This window comes from Chloroflexus sp. (assembly GCF_034432675.1).
Classification (GTDB): Bacteria; Chloroflexota; Chloroflexia; order Chloroflexales; family Chloroflexaceae; genus Chloroflexus.
This window is the reverse complement of sequence record NZ_DAOUBI010000055.1, coordinates 16,547-32,438: the sequence shown is the minus strand read 5'-3', so window position 1 is coordinate 32,438 and position 15,892 is coordinate 16,547. Positions and strand designations below refer to the sequence as shown.

At 55.7% G+C, this 15,892-nt stretch carries 13 protein-coding genes; 8 read left to right on the top strand and 5 right to left on the bottom strand.

Annotated elements, in window-relative coordinates; genetic code table 11:
* Nucleotides 1–213 precede the first annotated feature (213 nt).
* The 4 genes from VAE55_RS04690 to VAE55_RS04675 all read left to right on the top strand — a co-directional run bounded on the left by VAE55_RS04690 (nucleotide 214) and on the right by VAE55_RS04675 (nucleotide 4,240).
* The gene (locus tag VAE55_RS04690) at nucleotides 214–1,095 is read left to right on the top strand and encodes a LysR family transcriptional regulator (RefSeq protein ID WP_322814650.1); all 882 of its coding nucleotides are present in this window, start codon (nucleotides 214–216) and stop codon (nucleotides 1,093–1,095) included.
* 109 nt (nucleotides 1,096–1,204) lie between these two features.
* Entirely contained in the window at nucleotides 1,205–1,537 is a 333-nt protein-coding gene (locus VAE55_RS04685; RefSeq protein ID WP_322814649.1) for a multidrug efflux SMR transporter, read from the top strand.
* A gap of 82 nt (nucleotides 1,538–1,619) precedes the next feature.
* Nucleotides 1,620–2,432 carry an FkbM family methyltransferase gene (locus VAE55_RS04680; protein WP_322814648.1) on the top strand — a complete coding sequence of 271 codons (813 nt, stop codon included), beginning with the start codon at nucleotides 1,620–1,622 and terminating at the stop codon, nucleotides 2,430–2,432.
* 779 nt (nucleotides 2,433–3,211) lie between these two features.
* A complete protein-coding gene (locus VAE55_RS04675) occupies nucleotides 3,212–4,240 on the top strand; it encodes an STAS domain-containing protein (protein ID WP_322814647.1) in 1,029 nt (342 codons plus the stop codon).
* Between the two features lie 133 nt (nucleotides 4,241–4,373).
* Here VAE55_RS04675 and VAE55_RS04670 read toward each other — a convergent pair whose 3' ends face one another.
* Nucleotides 4,374–5,792, bottom strand: coding sequence for an MFS transporter (locus VAE55_RS04670; protein WP_322814646.1), 1,419 nt, complete (start codon nucleotides 5,790–5,792; stop codon nucleotides 4,374–4,376).
* Between the two features lie 360 nt (nucleotides 5,793–6,152).
* On the opposite strand from VAE55_RS04670, the gene VAE55_RS04665 reads away from it, so the two are divergent.
* Together VAE55_RS04665 and VAE55_RS04660 are read left to right on the top strand one after the other, a co-directional pair.
* A complete protein-coding gene (locus tag VAE55_RS04665) occupies nucleotides 6,153–7,127 on the top strand; it encodes a sodium-dependent bicarbonate transport family permease (RefSeq protein ID WP_322814645.1) in 975 nt (324 codons plus the stop codon).
* Nucleotides 7,128–7,144: 17 nt separating this feature from the next.
* On the top strand, nucleotides 7,145–7,471 hold the full coding sequence (locus tag VAE55_RS04660) for a P-II family nitrogen regulator (RefSeq protein WP_322814644.1): 327 nt from the start codon (nucleotides 7,145–7,147) through the stop codon (nucleotides 7,469–7,471).
* A 169-nt stretch (nucleotides 7,472–7,640) separates the two neighbouring features.
* Here the strand turns inward: VAE55_RS04660 and VAE55_RS04655 are convergent, their stop codons facing one another.
* Complete coding sequence (locus tag VAE55_RS04655; RefSeq protein ID WP_322814643.1) at nucleotides 7,641–8,678, bottom strand: gluconeogenesis factor YvcK family protein; 1,038 nt, start codon at nucleotides 8,676–8,678, stop codon at nucleotides 7,641–7,643.
* Between the two features lie 1,021 nt (nucleotides 8,679–9,699).
* Here VAE55_RS04655 and VAE55_RS04650 point away from each other — a divergent pair.
* A complete protein-coding gene (locus VAE55_RS04650; protein WP_322814642.1) occupies nucleotides 9,700–10,281 on the top strand; it encodes a DUF3267 domain-containing protein in 582 nt (193 codons plus the stop codon).
* Here VAE55_RS04650 and VAE55_RS04645 read toward each other — a convergent pair.
* The 3 genes from VAE55_RS04645 to VAE55_RS04635 all read right to left on the bottom strand — a co-directional run bounded on the left by VAE55_RS04645 (nucleotide 10,224) and on the right by VAE55_RS04635 (nucleotide 14,764).
* Nucleotides 10,224–11,507, bottom strand: a complete 1,284-nt coding sequence (locus VAE55_RS04645) for a glycosyltransferase family 4 protein (protein WP_322814641.1) — start codon at nucleotides 11,505–11,507, stop codon at nucleotides 10,224–10,226. The genes VAE55_RS04650 and VAE55_RS04645 overlap by 58 nt on opposite strands.
* A gap of 817 nt (nucleotides 11,508–12,324) precedes the next feature.
* Nucleotides 12,325–13,677 carry a tetratricopeptide repeat protein gene (locus VAE55_RS04640; RefSeq protein WP_322814640.1) on the bottom strand — a complete coding sequence of 451 codons (1,353 nt, stop codon included), beginning with the start codon at nucleotides 13,675–13,677 and terminating at the stop codon, nucleotides 12,325–12,327.
* An 88-nt stretch (nucleotides 13,678–13,765) separates the two neighbouring features.
* Nucleotides 13,766–14,764 carry a molybdopterin-binding protein gene (locus tag VAE55_RS04635; protein ID WP_322814639.1) on the bottom strand — a complete coding sequence of 333 codons (999 nt, stop codon included), beginning with the start codon at nucleotides 14,762–14,764 and terminating at the stop codon, nucleotides 13,766–13,768.
* A 310-nt stretch (nucleotides 14,765–15,074) separates the two neighbouring features.
* Here VAE55_RS04635 and VAE55_RS04630 point away from each other — a divergent pair, with 310 nt between their 5' ends.
* A complete protein-coding gene (locus VAE55_RS04630; RefSeq protein ID WP_322814638.1) occupies nucleotides 15,075–15,884 on the top strand; it encodes a DUF3352 domain-containing protein in 810 nt (269 codons plus the stop codon).
* Nucleotides 15,885–15,892: the final 8 nt, after the last annotated feature.

The window sequence follows — 15,892 nt, the reverse complement described above, 5'->3', positions numbered from 1 at the left end:
CGTCTCGATTGATCCGATCGTTGCAACAAAGCACGTGCGTCTCGATTGATCCGATCGTTGCAACAAAGCAAAACTAGTATATATAAGGCATGGGCTGATGTGGAGAGGAAGTGTAGCAAACTTCATCATCGGCGAATTACCTGCTACCCGGCGGTGGTATATTGGTAGCATCTGGCAAGAACGAGAGCATGTACCAATACGAGACCTGACAATATGCTGAACTACCATCACCTCCGATATTTCTGGATCGTGGCTCATGAAGGTAATCTGACGCGGGCCGCTCGTAAACACAACATTGCCCAGTCAGCGCTTTCGATGCAGATCAGCGCACTCGAAGAGTATCTGGGCCAGCCACTGTTTGAGCGTGCCGGTCGTCGTCTGGTGTTGACTGAAGCCGGTCACATTGCGTTGGACTTTGCCGACGCGATTTTTGCCAAAGGTGACGAACTGCTCGGTACCTTTGGTCGACTGGCTGAAGCACACCAAAAGGTCTTGCGGGTTGGTGCGCTGGCAACCTTATCGCGCAATTTTCAAGTGGGGTTTTTGCGTCCTTTGTTTGCCGATCCCGAAATTACCGTGATTGTCCGTTCTGGCACGCTGGACGAGCTACTTGGGAGTCTGAAGCTCTACGATCTGGATATCGTGCTGGCAACCGGTGTTCCCAATCGCGACCACGCTACGCCGTGGATTGTCCATATCATCGATACGCAACCGGTAGGGCTGATTGGACAGCCGCGATCAGATCGGTATCAGCAACCTCTGGAGGTATTGCTCCAGCGTGAACCGCTTATTGTGCCATCACCGGAGTCTACGATTCGCACCGGCTTTGATGCGCTTGTTCATCGGCTGGGTATTCACCCTCGTATCGTGGCTGAAATCGACGATATGGCGATGATGCGTCTTGTGGCGCGTGAACACAACGGATTAGCAGTCATTCCACCAATCGTCGTGACGGATGAGTTGCGCAGCGGGATGCTGGTGGAATACGCTGAACTGCCAGAGCTTGTCGAGACCTTCTGTGCGATTACCATGCCGCGCCGCTTTCCCAATCCTCTGCTGCGGCTGGTACTGCCCGGAAACACAACACCGGAATAACTGTCATTCTGACCGATTGATTGTCTTGTGAGGTTACCAACAGCACCGTAGCGGCATATTTGTCTATCCTGCCCTGTATTGAATGCCATGAACACTGTGGAGAACCATCATGAAATACTGGCTCTACCTGATGCTGGCAATTCTGACCGAAGTTGTGGCCACCTCAGCGCTCAAAGCCAGCACCGGCTTTAGCCGCCCCTTGCCATCACTGATCGTCGTAGCGGGCTATGCTATCTCGTTTTACGCGATGTCGCTGGCGCTGGAAGCAATACCCGTTGGCATCGCTTATGCAGTCTGGTCGGGAATCGGGATTGTGCTGATCACGGTTACGGCCTGGTTCCTGTACGGCCAGCGGCTTGACGTATGGGCACTGATTGGGATTGGGTTTATTATTGTTGGGGTGGTTATTTTGAATCTTTTGTCAAAAGTTGAGGTGCAATAGTAAGCTAATGTTTATTGATTTCGATCATCACAATTGCTAGAATAACAGTGTTCAATAGCAGATCAATCGTTCCGGCACTGTGATGAAACTAACCGTTTTACAGCAGGCAATCAGGCTTCTGGCCTACCGGCGCATGTTTCTCACCAATCTCACGCCGGTTGATCAGGTACGAACCCTGATCCGCCAGCTCCATCCACTAGCACCCCCGACACCCTTTATTCGGCTCGGCCCCGCCGGCGATGGTGGGTACCTCGTACCTGACGATCTGGCAGGAATTACCACATGTTTTTCGCCTGGGGTGGGCGGAATTGCCGGTTTCGAGCACGATTGCGCCAACCGGGGAATGACCGTCTTTTTGGCAGATGCCTCAGTTGATGGGCCACCATCGCATCATCCGGCATTTCGCTTCTGTAAGCGTTTTATCGGCGCATTGACCGACGAGCAGTACATCACATTAGACGATTGGGTTCAGCAATCGCTGCCGGCAGGCAGTACTGGCGATCTCTTGCTGCAAATGGACATTGAGGGATCGGAGTACGAAGTACTGCTGGCAACACCGACCGACCTGCTCCGCCGGTTTCGGATCATCGTGATCGAGTTTCATTATCTGGATCAGTTGTGGAATAAGTTCTTCTTCCGGGTTGCCGGTCGGGCAATCGCGAAACTGCTCCAAACCCATGCCTGTGTTCATATCCATCCAAATAATCAGCGTGGTGCGATAACCCTGGGTGACATTACCATTCCCCGAACCATGGAATTTACGTTTCTCCGCCGCGATCGGTTAACCGGTGAGTACTATCGTCGTGATTTTCCGCATCCCCTCGATCACACAAATACGGCTCGTGATGTGCTTTCACTACCGAAGTGCTGGTATAGGGGGGAGGAGGTAGATTAAGTAAGAGTATTGGTGCAGATGATTAGAAGTGATCACGTATGTTTAGCAAAGAGTGATCCTCTAATTGTACTCTTGCTCGCACCTGAATGCCTGAGTTATGTTGTTGGTAAGTGCAATAAGTTAATCCATCTGCTATTGCCACACCTAGTCCGTTCTCCATTCATACCTTTTCAGTAATTAAACCAGACGATTTCTATAACGGCATAAAGATCGGTGGTCGGGTATTGAACCTGGTAAGACCAGGATGTGAACATACCTGATAGCGTGCCTGTATCAGCCAATAGTACTCTGTGCATGAAGGCCGCCGTTGCGGATACCGGGTACATCGCCCGCATCGATGGACGAGCCAGTTAGAATGTCTTCCGAATCCCTGTCGAATCAGCCGTTGTTGTTGCGTCTCTCATAACAGGAAGTCCTAAACGCACGGGCAGGAGAGACGTTACAAATTGCTGAGCGCAACGATGAACCCACAAGCATTTCTCCCAAATATACTCCTCATGTGATATAATCCCGAATCAGGCCATACACAACACTAGTAAAGGGTTCCTGGTTCACCCAACTGTCTGAACTACTCACCAGAACATATTTCCAGTATCACCGGACAAAACATTGATTTGCCGTCAGCCAGTTAGCAAAAGCGTGTGGCTTCTGGATTTCAGGCGATTTTCATCGTATGTGCGCACTATCAGCATTGTTTGATACGGGTAGATTTGCCATTGACTTCAGTTGCTGATGAACTGCAACCGATTCCCAACCTGCAGTGTTGTAATGGAGGAAGTATGCAAACCTCACAGTCTCTCCTCGATCAGGTTTTTCACCAGATTGTGCGCAATATTGCCTTGGGAGTCGGGGTGATTGCCGCAGTCGTTGTGCCGATTGAACTCAGTACGTTTGTGCTGATGAACAATACCTTGCTGGCGATTGCAGCAGCGATCAGCGCAACAGTGGGGATTGGGAGCGGGTGTACGGTGTTTTTGCTGGATCGGGGACAACCGCTCTGGCAGGGTATCTTACCTTTTGTAGCCCTTATCCTAATTGCCGAGATCATGGTCGCGCTCTGGCTTCCAGAACTCTACATGTCTGCAGCACCGTTTATTGTAGTTGCGATTCTGCTGGTCAGCCTGATCAATCGGCGGGCATTTACCATTAGCATTTTAGTGGTCTGTATTGTCATAACGGTGATATTGCTGCTCATCAGTCAATCGGCTCCCGAAGCGAAAATCCCTGCCCCGATGTTTAGCTTTTTGCAGGCCAGCAGCCTTGTGGCGCTCTTTGTTGCGGTCTGGATATTTCTTGATCGGATTATCGCTGCGCAGATGCAGTTGTTGCAGATTGCCGACCAGCGTGCCAACGATGCGGAAGCGGCCCGTCAACAAACCGAACTGGCACGTCAGGAGATTGAACTACGGGCTAACGAACAACAACGGCTGCTTGAACTGGTAGCAGTACTTGAGCTGCCGATTTTGACGATAGATGATCGGGTGTTGCTGGCACCGTTGGTCGGTAACCTCGACAGCCGACGGGCCGATGCGTTACGGCAGCGGGTGCTTGAGCGGCTCGCCGAACTGCGTGCTCATACGGTCATTATTGATATTACCGGTATTACGGTAATTGATACTGCGGTGGCGAAGGCATTGATCGATACGGCTACTGCAATCCGTCTGCTCGGTGCGCACACGATTATCAGTGGGATTCGTCCGACAGTCGCGCAGACACTGGTTCATCTCAACACCGGTCTCCACGAGATCACGACTGCTCCCAATCCTGAAGCAGCGCTTAGACTTGCCCGTCTGGTGGCGATTACCTGAAGCCAGTCGTTTTTCGGTTGGTGGAAAACGGCGCAAACATTGTTGGGTGGAAACTCCGCAATGTTTGCGCCTATTGCTGATATAGTTTTACATAAGTGGTACAGGCTTCAGTCTATGTTACCTGGTCGGAACGTCATCTTTGTTGTCGGCGCAATGCCAGTTTTGCCAGGGTTTCGGCGTGGCTGGCCTTCGTAATCGGGTAGAAGGCGGTCAGGATCATGCCGCTGATCAGGATGAGCGTGGGCAAGGGGCCGATCAGTAGGCGAATTGCGAGCAGTGCGCTATCGGGTTGCTGACCGGGTTGCAGATTTTCGTTGAAGCCGGCGAATTGCAGGGCCAAGCCGACAAGAAACAATCCCACTGCCAATCCCATCTTTTGCAGCAAGACCATAAAACCGTAGAACATCCCCTCGCGGCGCTGTCCGGTTTCGAGTTCGTCAAGCTCGATCACGTCGGGCATCATGCTCCATGGAATGAGATAGGCTGTTGCTACTCCGGCACCGGCAATCACACCCAGGATGATTGCCAGGTCGAGTTGTTCAGGTTGGAGGAAGAAGAGAAATGCCTGTACTCCGATCCAGATCAGGCTGCCGATCATGTAGACGGCTTTCTTGCCGATGCGACGGCTAACCGCGCTCCAGATGAAGAGGAAGAGCAACGCTGAACCCTGTACGGCAAAGAGCATGATGGGAATGACATCCTGGACGGTATTGAAGGTCAGGCCAAAGCTGGTACGGGGAAATTGGGGTACACTACCCAGCCAGAAGACGATGAAGAAGGTCAGGACGCTGGACGTGACCTGGACGGCCAGCCAGGAGAACATGTAGATACCGACGACGAAGAGAAAGGGGCGGTTTTTGAACACATAGCGAATCTGATCCGATAAGCTCAGTTCGGCACTGCCGGGTTCTGGTTCGTAGCGTTCACGAGTTCCGAAGAAGCACCAGAGAAACGGTAGGGCAATGATGACACCGGTGATCGCGCCTGAAATCAGATAGCCGGTTTGCTGATCGGCAAATTGACCGACAATGATTTGATGCAGAATGCCACCGAGCAGGCTCCCACCGATGCTAAATGCAAAGCGATACGAATTGAGCGCAGTTCGCTCATCGTAATCGCGGGTTAGCTCAGGGGTTAGCGCTGTGTATGGTACATTCACCACAGTGAAGGCGGTATCGAAAAGCAGGGCAATTGTGAGATAGTAGATGAACTTTCCGGTCGTATCAAACGGCGGTACCACCCATTGCAAAAAGAAGAGGACACCAAACGGTACAGCACCGAACAGTAGCCATGGCCGTCGCCGTCCCCAACGGGTCTGCGTTTTATCGGTAAGCCAGCCGATGATAGGATCGTTGACAGCATCCCAGATTTTCACCACCAGCAGCACTGTCCCGGCAAGGCCAGGGGGGAGGCCGGCGATAGTGGTGAGAAAGTAGAGTTGGAAGAAAGAGGCGATGATGGTGGCGATAGCCGGGCCGAGATCACCAGCGCCGAAAGCAAGACGGGTTGCAAGCGGCAAACGCTCTGAAAGTGCCGACGTCGAGGCGGCCATAGGAAACTTCTCCTCTGGATGCAAAAAGGCGACCGATGGCTCATATTGTAGCATTACTCGCCATGTTACGCGAGATGGTACGATAACCCAAGGTGCCCTTTTATCACCACAGAGGCACGGAGGACACGGAGGATGGGCATAGCCCGAGTTGCTACCGTAAGGCATGAAGGAGCGCCTCTGGTGGAACTGGATGCAATCCATGGTTCATACAGTTCAGTCATGCTGCACGGTGTTTTGCACAGCGTCGTGCTGTTCATTATGGCAGTCAGCCTCACGTGGCATGATCACTGTGTAGGTGGCAACCCGGGTTACGACAACGGAGATCGAGTGAGCCAGGACTGAAATCAATGAAGGAGGCATATGTACATTGTTGAATTATTGCAAATCAACCTGCTGTCGCCGATGGTACTCGCCTTTGCGCTCGGTATCATCGCCACGCTGGTACGCAGTGATCTGAAACTACCCGATGAGTTATACACGACGCTTTCCATCTATCTCCTGCTGGCAATTGGGCTGAAAGGTGGTGTGGCATTGGCCGAAACCAGTCTGGCCGTCTTTTGGGCACCGGCGCTAGCGACATTGTTGCTCGGCCTGATTATTCCGGTGCTTGCCTACAGCGTGGCGCGCAAGATTGGCAAAATGACTATTGCCGACGCAGCAGCACTTGCTGCTCACTATGGTTCGGTGTCGGCAGTGACCTTCGCCGCATCCCAAACCTTTCTTGACACAATAGGCATTCGTTATGAGGGTTTTATGCCGGCGCTGGTTGCGATTTTAGAGGTGCCGGCGATAGTGATTGCCCTGTTTATTGCTCAGATTGCCGGTGGGTCGCAGGGGGGAGATTGGCGCGAAGCACTCCGCGAGTTGATCACCAGCAAGAGCATTTTGCTGCTCGTTGGTGGCATGATCATCGGTTGGTTGACCGGTCCTCGTGGTGGGAAAGAGGTGGCCCCGTTGTTTGTAGATTTGTTTAAGGGTGCGTTGACCTTCTTTCTTCTCGAACTGGGCATGGTAGCGGCCAGACGTTTTCGTGATCTATCCAGTACTGGCCTGTTCCTGTTAGGATTTGGTATCATCATGCCAATACTCAACGGTCTGCTCGGAGTCTGGTTTGGCAGTCTTGCCGGTCTATCAATGGGGGGCAGTACTATTTTGGGTGTCTTGGCTGCTAGCTCTTCGTATATTGCTGCACCGGCCGCAGTGCGCATTGCATTGCCTCAAGCTAATCCCAGTCTCTATCTGACGGCGTCCCTTGGAATTACATTTCCATTTAATCTGGCGATTGGGCTTCCACTTTACTACACGCTGGCGCTGTGGATTGTTGGTGGGCAATGATCTGGAAAGGTAACGCTATGGAATTGACAACCGTCAAACTGGTTACCATTGTTGCCGAGGCCGTGCTGGAGGATCGCCTGTTGCACGATCTACGTCATCTCGGTGCCCGTGGTTATACCGTTGGCACGGTGCGCGGTGAAGGGACACGGGGTATTCATGCCAGTGAATGGGAAGGGAAGAGTCTGCGTATCGAGACGCTGGTGAATGCTGAGGTGGCAGAAAAGATTTTGCAGCACCTGGCGACAGTATATTTTCCGCACTTCGCGGTGATTGCGTATGCAATGGATGTGCAGGTGGTGCGAGGGGCGAAGTTTAGGGGGGAGGAGGGAGGAGATAGGAAATAGGCGAGAGAAGGTAAGGTGCGGTGCCTGGAGGGTAGATGGTGTATTTGCCATTCTGAAGCGAACGTTGGAGCTTACCTCTACAGGAAGTGCGTCATACGCCGGCGAGGGTAGGATGCGTGCGGAAGTCAAGCTTCCGCACGCTAAACTGTGCGGCTGGTGTTGCTGAGGGTCAGCCGGTCACTTGATCGCGGCGATCAAGGGCGATTTTCCACAACGCCAGGCCAAGGGTTTGCGGATCGTGGCGGATGGTGTCGGCCTTGTTCCACAGCTCACGTGGACCTGGATCAGGTTCGGCTAAGTCGCGTACCAGCGGTTCAACCCCGAGCGCCCGGATGGCCTGCCGGTCAGCCTCAGTGACGATCAGTGGCGTGAGACCAGCGGCACTGTAGCGCGCTACGACTGCCGGATGCAACCCACTCGCATCGTTGATAAGTGCAACATCGAGTACGCCAGGGCCGATCACGTCAACCAGGCGGGTCACGTGATCGGCGATGCTCATGCCATCGGTCTGGCCGGGTTGGGTGGTTGTGTTGCAGACGAAGACAATAGTTGCTGATGTCTCGCGTAGCGCGGTGACGATGCCGTCGAAGCAGAGTGTTGCCAGCAATGAGGTGTAGAAGCTCCCTGGACCAAGCACGACCAGGTCAGCAGCCATGATCGCTTCCAGCGCAGGTGGATAGGCCGCTGCTGGTGGATCGAGAAAGAGGCGACGAATAGCCGGTTTGCCCAACGCACGTACTGCAATCTCTTCCTTCACGATTCGACCATCAATCAGCTCAGCGCATAGATGGGTGTTGGCCGTCGCTACCGGAAGGATCTGTTCCGGACACCCGACCATCTGGCGGGCCAATTCAACAGCCGCGGCAAAGTCGCCTTCCATTTGGGCCAGACCACCCAGGATCAGGTTGCCCAGCGCCATACCATCGAGTAAGGGCACTGCCGGACTGCGCAGGCGATGCTGCATCAAACGCGGTAGTATGGCATTAGGGTCGGCAGCCAGGGTCGCCAGCAGGTTGCGGAGGTCGCCGGGGGCGGGCATGGCGGCAATTGTCCGTGCTGCACCGGTACTACGGCCCGAGTCGGTAACTGCAATTACGGCGGTGCGTTCGGCGAAGAAGGGACGGGTGCCGAGCAAGACCTGGGCACTACCGCCGCCGCCCCCAATGGCGACGATGCGGAGGGATGGAAGGTTTGTCAGTTCAGTCATGCGTAACTCCTTACGGAATGGTGATCGGTGTAATAACGTCCATGAGCGATTGTAGCGCACGTGCTGCCAGGATGCAGCATAACACCTGTTGCCCAACATTGCCGGGCTGTTACGCTCACGTTTGCGCGAAGACGTGTATTGTTTGTGCGGAAGGGTCACTGGTGGGCCGTTAAGCAGCCCTTCGCAGTGCCGAAGTGCCGGTTCAGTGTATGACCTGTGCGCTGTACTCAGAGGTGCTGTACGACCCGCCCCCACCCCAGCCCGCCCCCAGCGGGGGCGGGAACCGGCGGCGCCGAATGGCACCCGCTGTTGTGGGCCGGTGCAGGTGATGAGCGCACCGGAGGCGCACGCTCCCAGCGCTGCCGGTGAGCGAGCGGGAGGCGCACGCTCCCAGGGCGTACCGACACGCTTCCACCCTACCCCGCCCTCGCTGGGCTATGCATTACCCATAACTGTTTTGTCAACCTCTTCATGCATCAGCAGCGCCTATCTCATCGTGTGTGATCTCGGACACTATCGCATTGTAACGCTGTCGCGTCGGTCTCACGGCACGAACAGGAAGCGGATGGTTGCAGTGGAGGTAGCCGTTGGATCAGACCATGGGGCAGCCGTCCGGTCTGCACACCAGCGGTCACGGCCAGCCCCTGACGGCGGTGGAGAGGTTTCCTCCACGCAGGCTGGAAGCTTGCGCCACGGGGAGCCACCACAGGGAGCCTTGCACTCCAGCTTAACGCAGCGTGACATGTGGGTAGTGCATAGCTCGCTGGGGGCGGGAACCGGCGGCGCCGGATGGCCCCCGCTGTTGTGGGCCGGTGCAGGTGATGAGTGCGCCGGAGGCGCACGCTCCCAGCGCTGCCGGTGGACGAGCGGGAGGTGTGCGCTCCCAGGGGTGTATATCAGTACTTGTGTGCAGGTGAGTGACCGGTGTGGCAAGATTGCTACCACACCAGATTTGATATGATTCCTCTGGGATATGTGAAAGAGCTTTCGGTCATTGTGGACAATACGAGGTGATGTGTCTATGCAGCAACCTGATAACTATAACTATCAGCGCTTTGATCGCTCAACATCGCTGGAGAAAGCCAATCTGGTTGGTAGCTTGTTTGGTCTGATTCCGGCGATTGTCCTGATCGTTGGTCATCTGCTCTACAATGGTGAATTCACGTTGACTTTCAATCCGAATGACTGGTTTGGTATTATTCTGCTCATCATCATCGTGATCGGTGGTGTTTTGGTTCACGAATTGCTGCACGTTATCGGGTGGATGCTGGCCGGGCGGGTATCACTCTCGGCGATGAAGCTCGGCTTTGATCGCAAGACGTTAACCCCTTACGCCCATAGCCGTCAGGCACTTCCGATCAATGCGTATCGATTTGGGATAATCCTGCCGGCCATCGTTCTTGGTCTGCTGCCGGGATTGATCGGTATTATAGGTAATCTACCCCTGTATACCGCGTTTGGCGCATTCTTCACGCTTGCAGCAGGAGGCGATCTGCTGATTTTGTGGTTGCTTCGTCGTGATCCGGCTCAGGCCCTGGTGATCGATCATTCGGATCGGGTGGGTTGTGAGTTACTGATTCCAAACGAGAGCAACTCACGATAGAGCTGAAGTGTTTGCGCAGCCACAATCGGCCAGTCGAAGGTCGAGCGCACAATCCGTTCGCTTTCGGCCCCCCAGGCCGGCCAGCGATCACGGGCGGCGAGTGCGGCCCGAAGCTGAACGGTCAGTTCATCAACATCACCGGGCCGTACCAATAAGCCGTTACGTCCAGGAAAGACCTTATCGGGGATACCACCGATAGCACTGGCGACAACCGGACGACGGTGGATCATTGCTTCCAGGGTGACCAGTGAACTGCCTTCGTAGCGGGTTGGGTGGACGAAGAGATCGATCTCTTCGTAGAGGCTGTGCAGTTCCTCGTCGTCTAAACGCCCGACAAACAAGGTGTGTTCAGCAATGCCGGCTGCCTGGGCTTGCTGTTCAAGCGCAGCACGCGCCGAACCATTACCAACTACTATCCAGCGCCAGCGGGGTGGTAGTTCGTTGCGCAGGCGGGCTAACGCAGCAATCAGAATATCAAACCCTTTGTTCGGTTCGAGACGACCGACGCTGAGTAGGATTGGATCACTGCCGGCCAACCCAAAGCGGAAGCGAAGTGCTATACGTAGATCACCTCGCACCTGAGAAAGGCATTCTTCGACATCAATCGCCGACGGAATGACGACGACCCGATTCGGATCGACCCGGAGGTAGTGGGGTATATCGTCTTTCGTGCAGGCATCGGTGGCGATCACGCGGTCGGCCTGGCGATGACCATAGGCGTAGAGCCAGCGGAATGGCGTATACGCTAGCCATTTGCGCCGATCTGGCGTGCGAAATTCCTCCATGCCGTGTGGGTTGGCAACAAAGGGAACGCTACGGAGTAGTGGCATGCGATTGCGGACAATCGCATACCCAAAAGCACATAATCCCTGCGAATGGACGACATCGAAATCGCCGTGTTGCACGCGCCGGGCTGCTCGATGGCCGATCCGCCAACTGTAGATTGGAAAATTGATCTGGCGGCCAATCACGCCATTTGGAGCCAGCAGCGGTGAGGTATAGTCGTAGCGCAGTGTCTCGATAGCGTGAGGTTGGAGATCTCCCTGTTCGGCGTTGTCCGACGGCGATTGTACGTACAGGGTTACCTCAACTCCCAGGCGGGTCAGATATTTGGTGAGGTGGTAGACGTGGCGCTCGATGCCACCGTAGCCGTGCAGAGGGAAGACAGCGCGAGCCAGCATCGCCACTCGGATAGGGCGAGGATGGTGTGGATGGGTAGCGTTCATGCGCAATGATCCTCCCTCAACTCAATCACATTATGTCAGAGCGATGATACCATAAGTTAGGCACGGAGAAGTGGGAAGCGGATGAGTGACAGGTAAGATCAAATATTGATTGACACTGCGTATTTTGGCAGGTTGTCAGGCCTGTGCTAAAACACTCCAGACGTGCCACTGAGCATTATATCTGGCACCGAACATGCGGAGATTCGGTGACTACCCATCCTCAACGCGACGATCCGTCGGGATCACCTGCATGATGGCGGGTTCGGTAGAGGCGGGTTCTGAACCCGCCCCTACGGACGGTGTATGTGCCCGTTCACGTTGTCTCTAGCGGATACGGTCAGGCCATCCCTGGTTCACGCCCCCAGCGGTGCCGGATGGTGCCCGCTTTTGAGAGTTGGTTTAGGGGTGTAATACATCGCGAGAAGCAGGCAAGGATCTGCGTGTTGCAGGTGGCTAGCGAGCCGGAGGCTCGCGCTCTCAGGGTCTGGCCTGCCCCCGCTGAAGTTGGGAACCGACGCTGTCAGATAACCCCCACTGGCGCAAGCCGGTTCAGACGAGAAGCAGGCAAGGATCTGCGTGTTGCAGGTGGCTAGCGAGCCGGATGTTCGTGCTCCCAGGTGTCCTGCGGGACGCGGGTACGGTGGGCTGGTGCAGAGTGATGTGGTACCTTCTCCTGCCCATAGCGGCTCTAACCGCGCATGGTCAGGAGATCGGGTTATCCACGGTTCTCCCGGTTTTGGGGAATGCGAGTGGGTCATTCGGCTACCGAGGGCGGGATGTTGCCCGCCCTCTCCTGTGCAGTCCTGAGCTGTGCAAGTTACATCTGCCGGAAGAGTGAGCCGCGCTGGGCCCAGGCCCAGGCGTTGTTCGGATCAATTTCAATCGCCCTGGTCAGATCGATGTACGCCTCTTCGTAGATGTTCAGCGACTGATAGGTTGCACCTCGCCGGCTGAGCACCCACGAATCGTTAGGGGAGAGTTCAAGCGCACGATTAAAATCTTCCAGCGCCTCGTTGTAGTTGCGGAGCAGGCGGTGGGTTTCCCCCCGTTCAGCAATCACCCACACCATATCTGGCTTCAGGGCCAGCGCACGGTTGAAGTCGGTCAGGGCTTCGTCGTAACGAGCCAGCACGCGATAGACCTGGCCGCGACTACCCAATGCCCAGGCGTGATCGGGTTGGAGTTCGATGGTACGGTTGAAGTCGCGCAGGGCTTCTTCATAACGGCGCTGCAAACGGAACAGTTCACCGCGTTCGGCCAGGGCAGCTATATAGTTCGGTTCCAGTTCGATAGCGCGGCTGAAGTCGGCGATTGCCTCGTCGGTTCGATTGGCGTTACGATGGAGGAGACCACGCTGAAAGTAGACCCAGGTGTAGTCTGGATCTAATTCAAGCGCCCGATTGAAGTCGGACAATGCTGCGTCGTGATCACCGATGGCGCGAAACGCGGCTCCACGACTACCGAATGCCCAGGCGTAAGAGGGATCAAGTTCCAGCGCCCGGCTCAGGTCGGCAAGCGCACCCTCAAAGTCATCGGCCAGCCGACGGGTTTCACCACGCTCGGCGTAGAGCCAGGCCATGTTACCCTGCAAGGCAATGGCGGCGTCGAAATCGGCGATAGCTGCCGGAAAATCGCGCATCTCGCGATAGGTGATCCCCTGATGTCCCAATGCCCAGGGGTAGGCTGGATCGATGGCTAACGCCCGACCAAAGGCTTCAATGGCTTCCTGATACCGATTGAGTGCCCGTAGGGCCTCGCCCCGTTCGGCGTGGATCCACGCCAGATTGGGGTTGAGCGCCAGGGCAGCATCGAAGTCGGCCAGAGCTTCGTGATGGCGCCGCAAGGCCCGCCAGACCTGACCACGACTGCCCAAGGCCCAGGGGTATTCTGGACGGAGGGCAATAGCTCGTGAAAACGCCTCAATGGCCGCTTCATACCGCCGTAACATGCGGAGCGTCTCGCCGCGTTCGGCATGATACGTCGGATCGTCGGGTTCGAGTGCGCAGGCTCGCGTTACATCGGCCAGCGATTCTTCGAGACGACCCAGTTCGCGGAGTACCTGCCCACGCTGAAAGTAGGCCCAGGCATAGTTTTCATCAATAGCGATTGCCCGATTGAAATCGGCCAGTGCCGCTTCCCGACGGTCGTTGTAGAGGTTTTCCAGACTCATGGCCCATCCTTTCAGTGTAGATATGCCAATATAAAGGCTATGACATAGTACGAAACAACGTGAAAAATTGTTACACCCTGTGCCGCCATCAACCGCGGCGTGCTGCTCCGAGCAGACCGCCTGGTCCTAGCGCCACAATTTCGCGGCGCCCGATCCGTTCGTTGGCCATCAGCCGCGGCAGGATAAGATCGACGATGTTTTGATCGCGGGAACGCACGCAGCCGGGAGCACCAATGAGCGGAATACGGTTATCGGCAGTGTTCAGGTAGGCCAGCAAGAGCAAATTACCCGGCTCGACCGGTGCACCGTAGTGGGCAATCTCGCCACCGAGCCGACGCACGGCACGGGGAATGACATCGTCGCGGTCGACAACGGAGGTTTCGCCAGCGGTTATGATCAGGTCGGCGCTGGCAGCCAGTAGCTCGTGCAGACTGGCAGCAACTTCTGCTTCGTCCGGCGGTACGTGACAGCAGCCGATCATGGTTGCGCCCAGATCGGTGATCCGACCGACAATTGCCGGTAGCATGCCACGTTCGACTCGTGCCCGTGCCGTTGGACTGCTCACCAAGGTAACGCCGATGCGGCGGCGTGTCATCGGGGCAACATGCAATACACCCTGGACACCAGCGGCGGCACCGGCTTGGGCAAGATCGGCGGCAGGAACGGCGAAGGGGATAATTTTGATCGTTGCCAGCATCTGATCAGCGGCAACCAGGGTGTACGGTGGTAGGGTGGCGACTGTTAAGCCATCAATCAGATTGATCGCCAGTAATGCTTCTGTATCAATCATCAACGGGCCGGCGTAGGCCGAGCGAAGGTTGACGCGACCGGCGTGCGGTTCGCCGATGATGACGCCCGGCCCGGCGACGATCTGGGCCAGGCGCAGTGCAGCTTCGTCTTCGTGAACATCATCAGGCTCAAGCACCGCAACGCGCACTGTGGCAACCCCAAGCCCGGTGAGCTGGGAAATGTCCTCTGGCCGCAGCCGTCGTCCTTTGTTGAAGGCTTTACGCCCCTGATCATCAGCAATATTGTGGCACAGAATGTGCCCAACTGCCGCTACCACCGGGAGGGTCTCGATGTGCATAGCTGCCTGCCCGTTGTGTCGTGATTGACGATAATCGTGATACTGTCAATATCTCTCGCTAACGTCGATCTGCTTTTTTTCTAGCGGTTTGTTGCGCACGGCTACCAATCTCTACCCACCTCTTCAGCATCGGTGTCGGCACCGACGATCCTTTTGGCGATACATTTCCAAAGACGGTACAACAATGCTCGTCGCACCGATAGTACAGTTTTGCACACTCATCTTACCCGGTCTGGCGACTCTGGATTTTGGATTGATAGACTCATGGTACCATGACGATGGTGTAGACGAATCACTATTTGCAACAGTTATGACAGATATGATCAATTCTTCAGCACTACCCCGCGAACGCGGTCTTGGGTATGCCCTGGTCGGTGGCCTGGCGATCACGCTGGTTGCCGCATTGATCGGTGCGCTGTTCGTTTACTGGTTTGTGACCGTGCAACAAGGGCCGGCTCCTGCTGATCTGTTACCGGCGGATGTGCAACTGTACACTAGCCTGTCACCGACCTTGAGCGATGTGCCCGAACAGCCGCGCATCGAGCGGGCATTGAATGAGGTTTTTGGCCTGACGATGCCGTCAGACGCCGCAGCGAATGTGACGGCACTGCTGGGGGTTGACCTGGATAGCGATGTCGTGACCTGGATCGGCAGCGATATTGCGGTGGTGGTGCGTGATTTCACGCCGGTGACTCGTGATGTAGCCGCTGATCTGATCACGAATGGTGAGGTGTTGGTGTTTCTGGCTTCCCGTAACGACCCGCAGGCGCGGATGTTTCTAGAGAAGCATCTGACAGTGCGCCGTAATCGTGGTGAGACGGTTAACGAGCAGCGGGTAGGCGATACCATCATTTACAGCGGTGAGTTGAACACTCCGCTGCGTGCTGTCGGTCTGATCGAGCACTATATTGTCTTTTCCAATCGCCCAGAGGCGCTGATTGATCTGGCTGCCGGCTCGGATCGGCCCAACCGCCTGGCCGATCTGCCGGCATTCCAGCAGTTTCGGGAGACGATAGCCGCAGTGCGTTCAGGGGCGATCTATACCGACGGTTCCCCTCAGTCGGAAGCGGCCCGCGCCGCAGTGCGGGCTTGGCTGGCGCAGATGTTAGGCTCTCAATAGGCTGTAGC

Bases quoted from the DNA above. Each gene is read 5' to 3' on its own strand.
- VAE55_RS04640 (WP_322814640.1), bottom strand. From the start codon at position 13,677: ATGAGTCTGGAAAACCTCTACAACGACCGTCGGGAAGCGGCACTGGCC.
- VAE55_RS04645 (WP_322814641.1), bottom strand. From the start codon at position 11,507: ATGAACGCTACCCATCCACACCATCCTCGCCCTATCCGAGTGGCGATG.
- VAE55_RS04635 (WP_322814639.1), bottom strand. From the start codon at position 14,764: ATGCACATCGAGACCCTCCCGGTGGTAGCGGCAGTTGGGCACATTCTG.
- VAE55_RS04650 (WP_322814642.1), top strand. From the start codon at position 9,700: ATGCAGCAACCTGATAACTATAACTATCAGCGCTTTGATCGCTCAACA.
- VAE55_RS04660 (WP_322814644.1), top strand. From the start codon at position 7,145: ATGGAATTGACAACCGTCAAACTGGTTACCATTGTTGCCGAGGCCGTG.
- VAE55_RS04665 (WP_322814645.1), top strand. From the start codon at position 6,153: ATGTACATTGTTGAATTATTGCAAATCAACCTGCTGTCGCCGATGGTA.
- VAE55_RS04670 (WP_322814646.1), bottom strand. From the start codon at position 5,792: ATGGCCGCCTCGACGTCGGCACTTTCAGAGCGTTTGCCGCTTGCAACC.
- VAE55_RS04630 (WP_322814638.1), top strand. From the start codon at position 15,075: ATGACAGATATGATCAATTCTTCAGCACTACCCCGCGAACGCGGTCTT.
- VAE55_RS04685 (WP_322814649.1), top strand. From the start codon at position 1,205: ATGAAATACTGGCTCTACCTGATGCTGGCAATTCTGACCGAAGTTGTG.
- VAE55_RS04680 (WP_322814648.1), top strand. From the start codon at position 1,620: ATGAAACTAACCGTTTTACAGCAGGCAATCAGGCTTCTGGCCTACCGG.
- VAE55_RS04655 (WP_322814643.1), bottom strand. From the start codon at position 8,678: ATGACTGAACTGACAAACCTTCCATCCCTCCGCATCGTCGCCATTGGG.
- VAE55_RS04690 (WP_322814650.1), top strand. From the start codon at position 214: ATGCTGAACTACCATCACCTCCGATATTTCTGGATCGTGGCTCATGAA.
- VAE55_RS04675 (WP_322814647.1), top strand. From the start codon at position 3,212: ATGCAAACCTCACAGTCTCTCCTCGATCAGGTTTTTCACCAGATTGTG.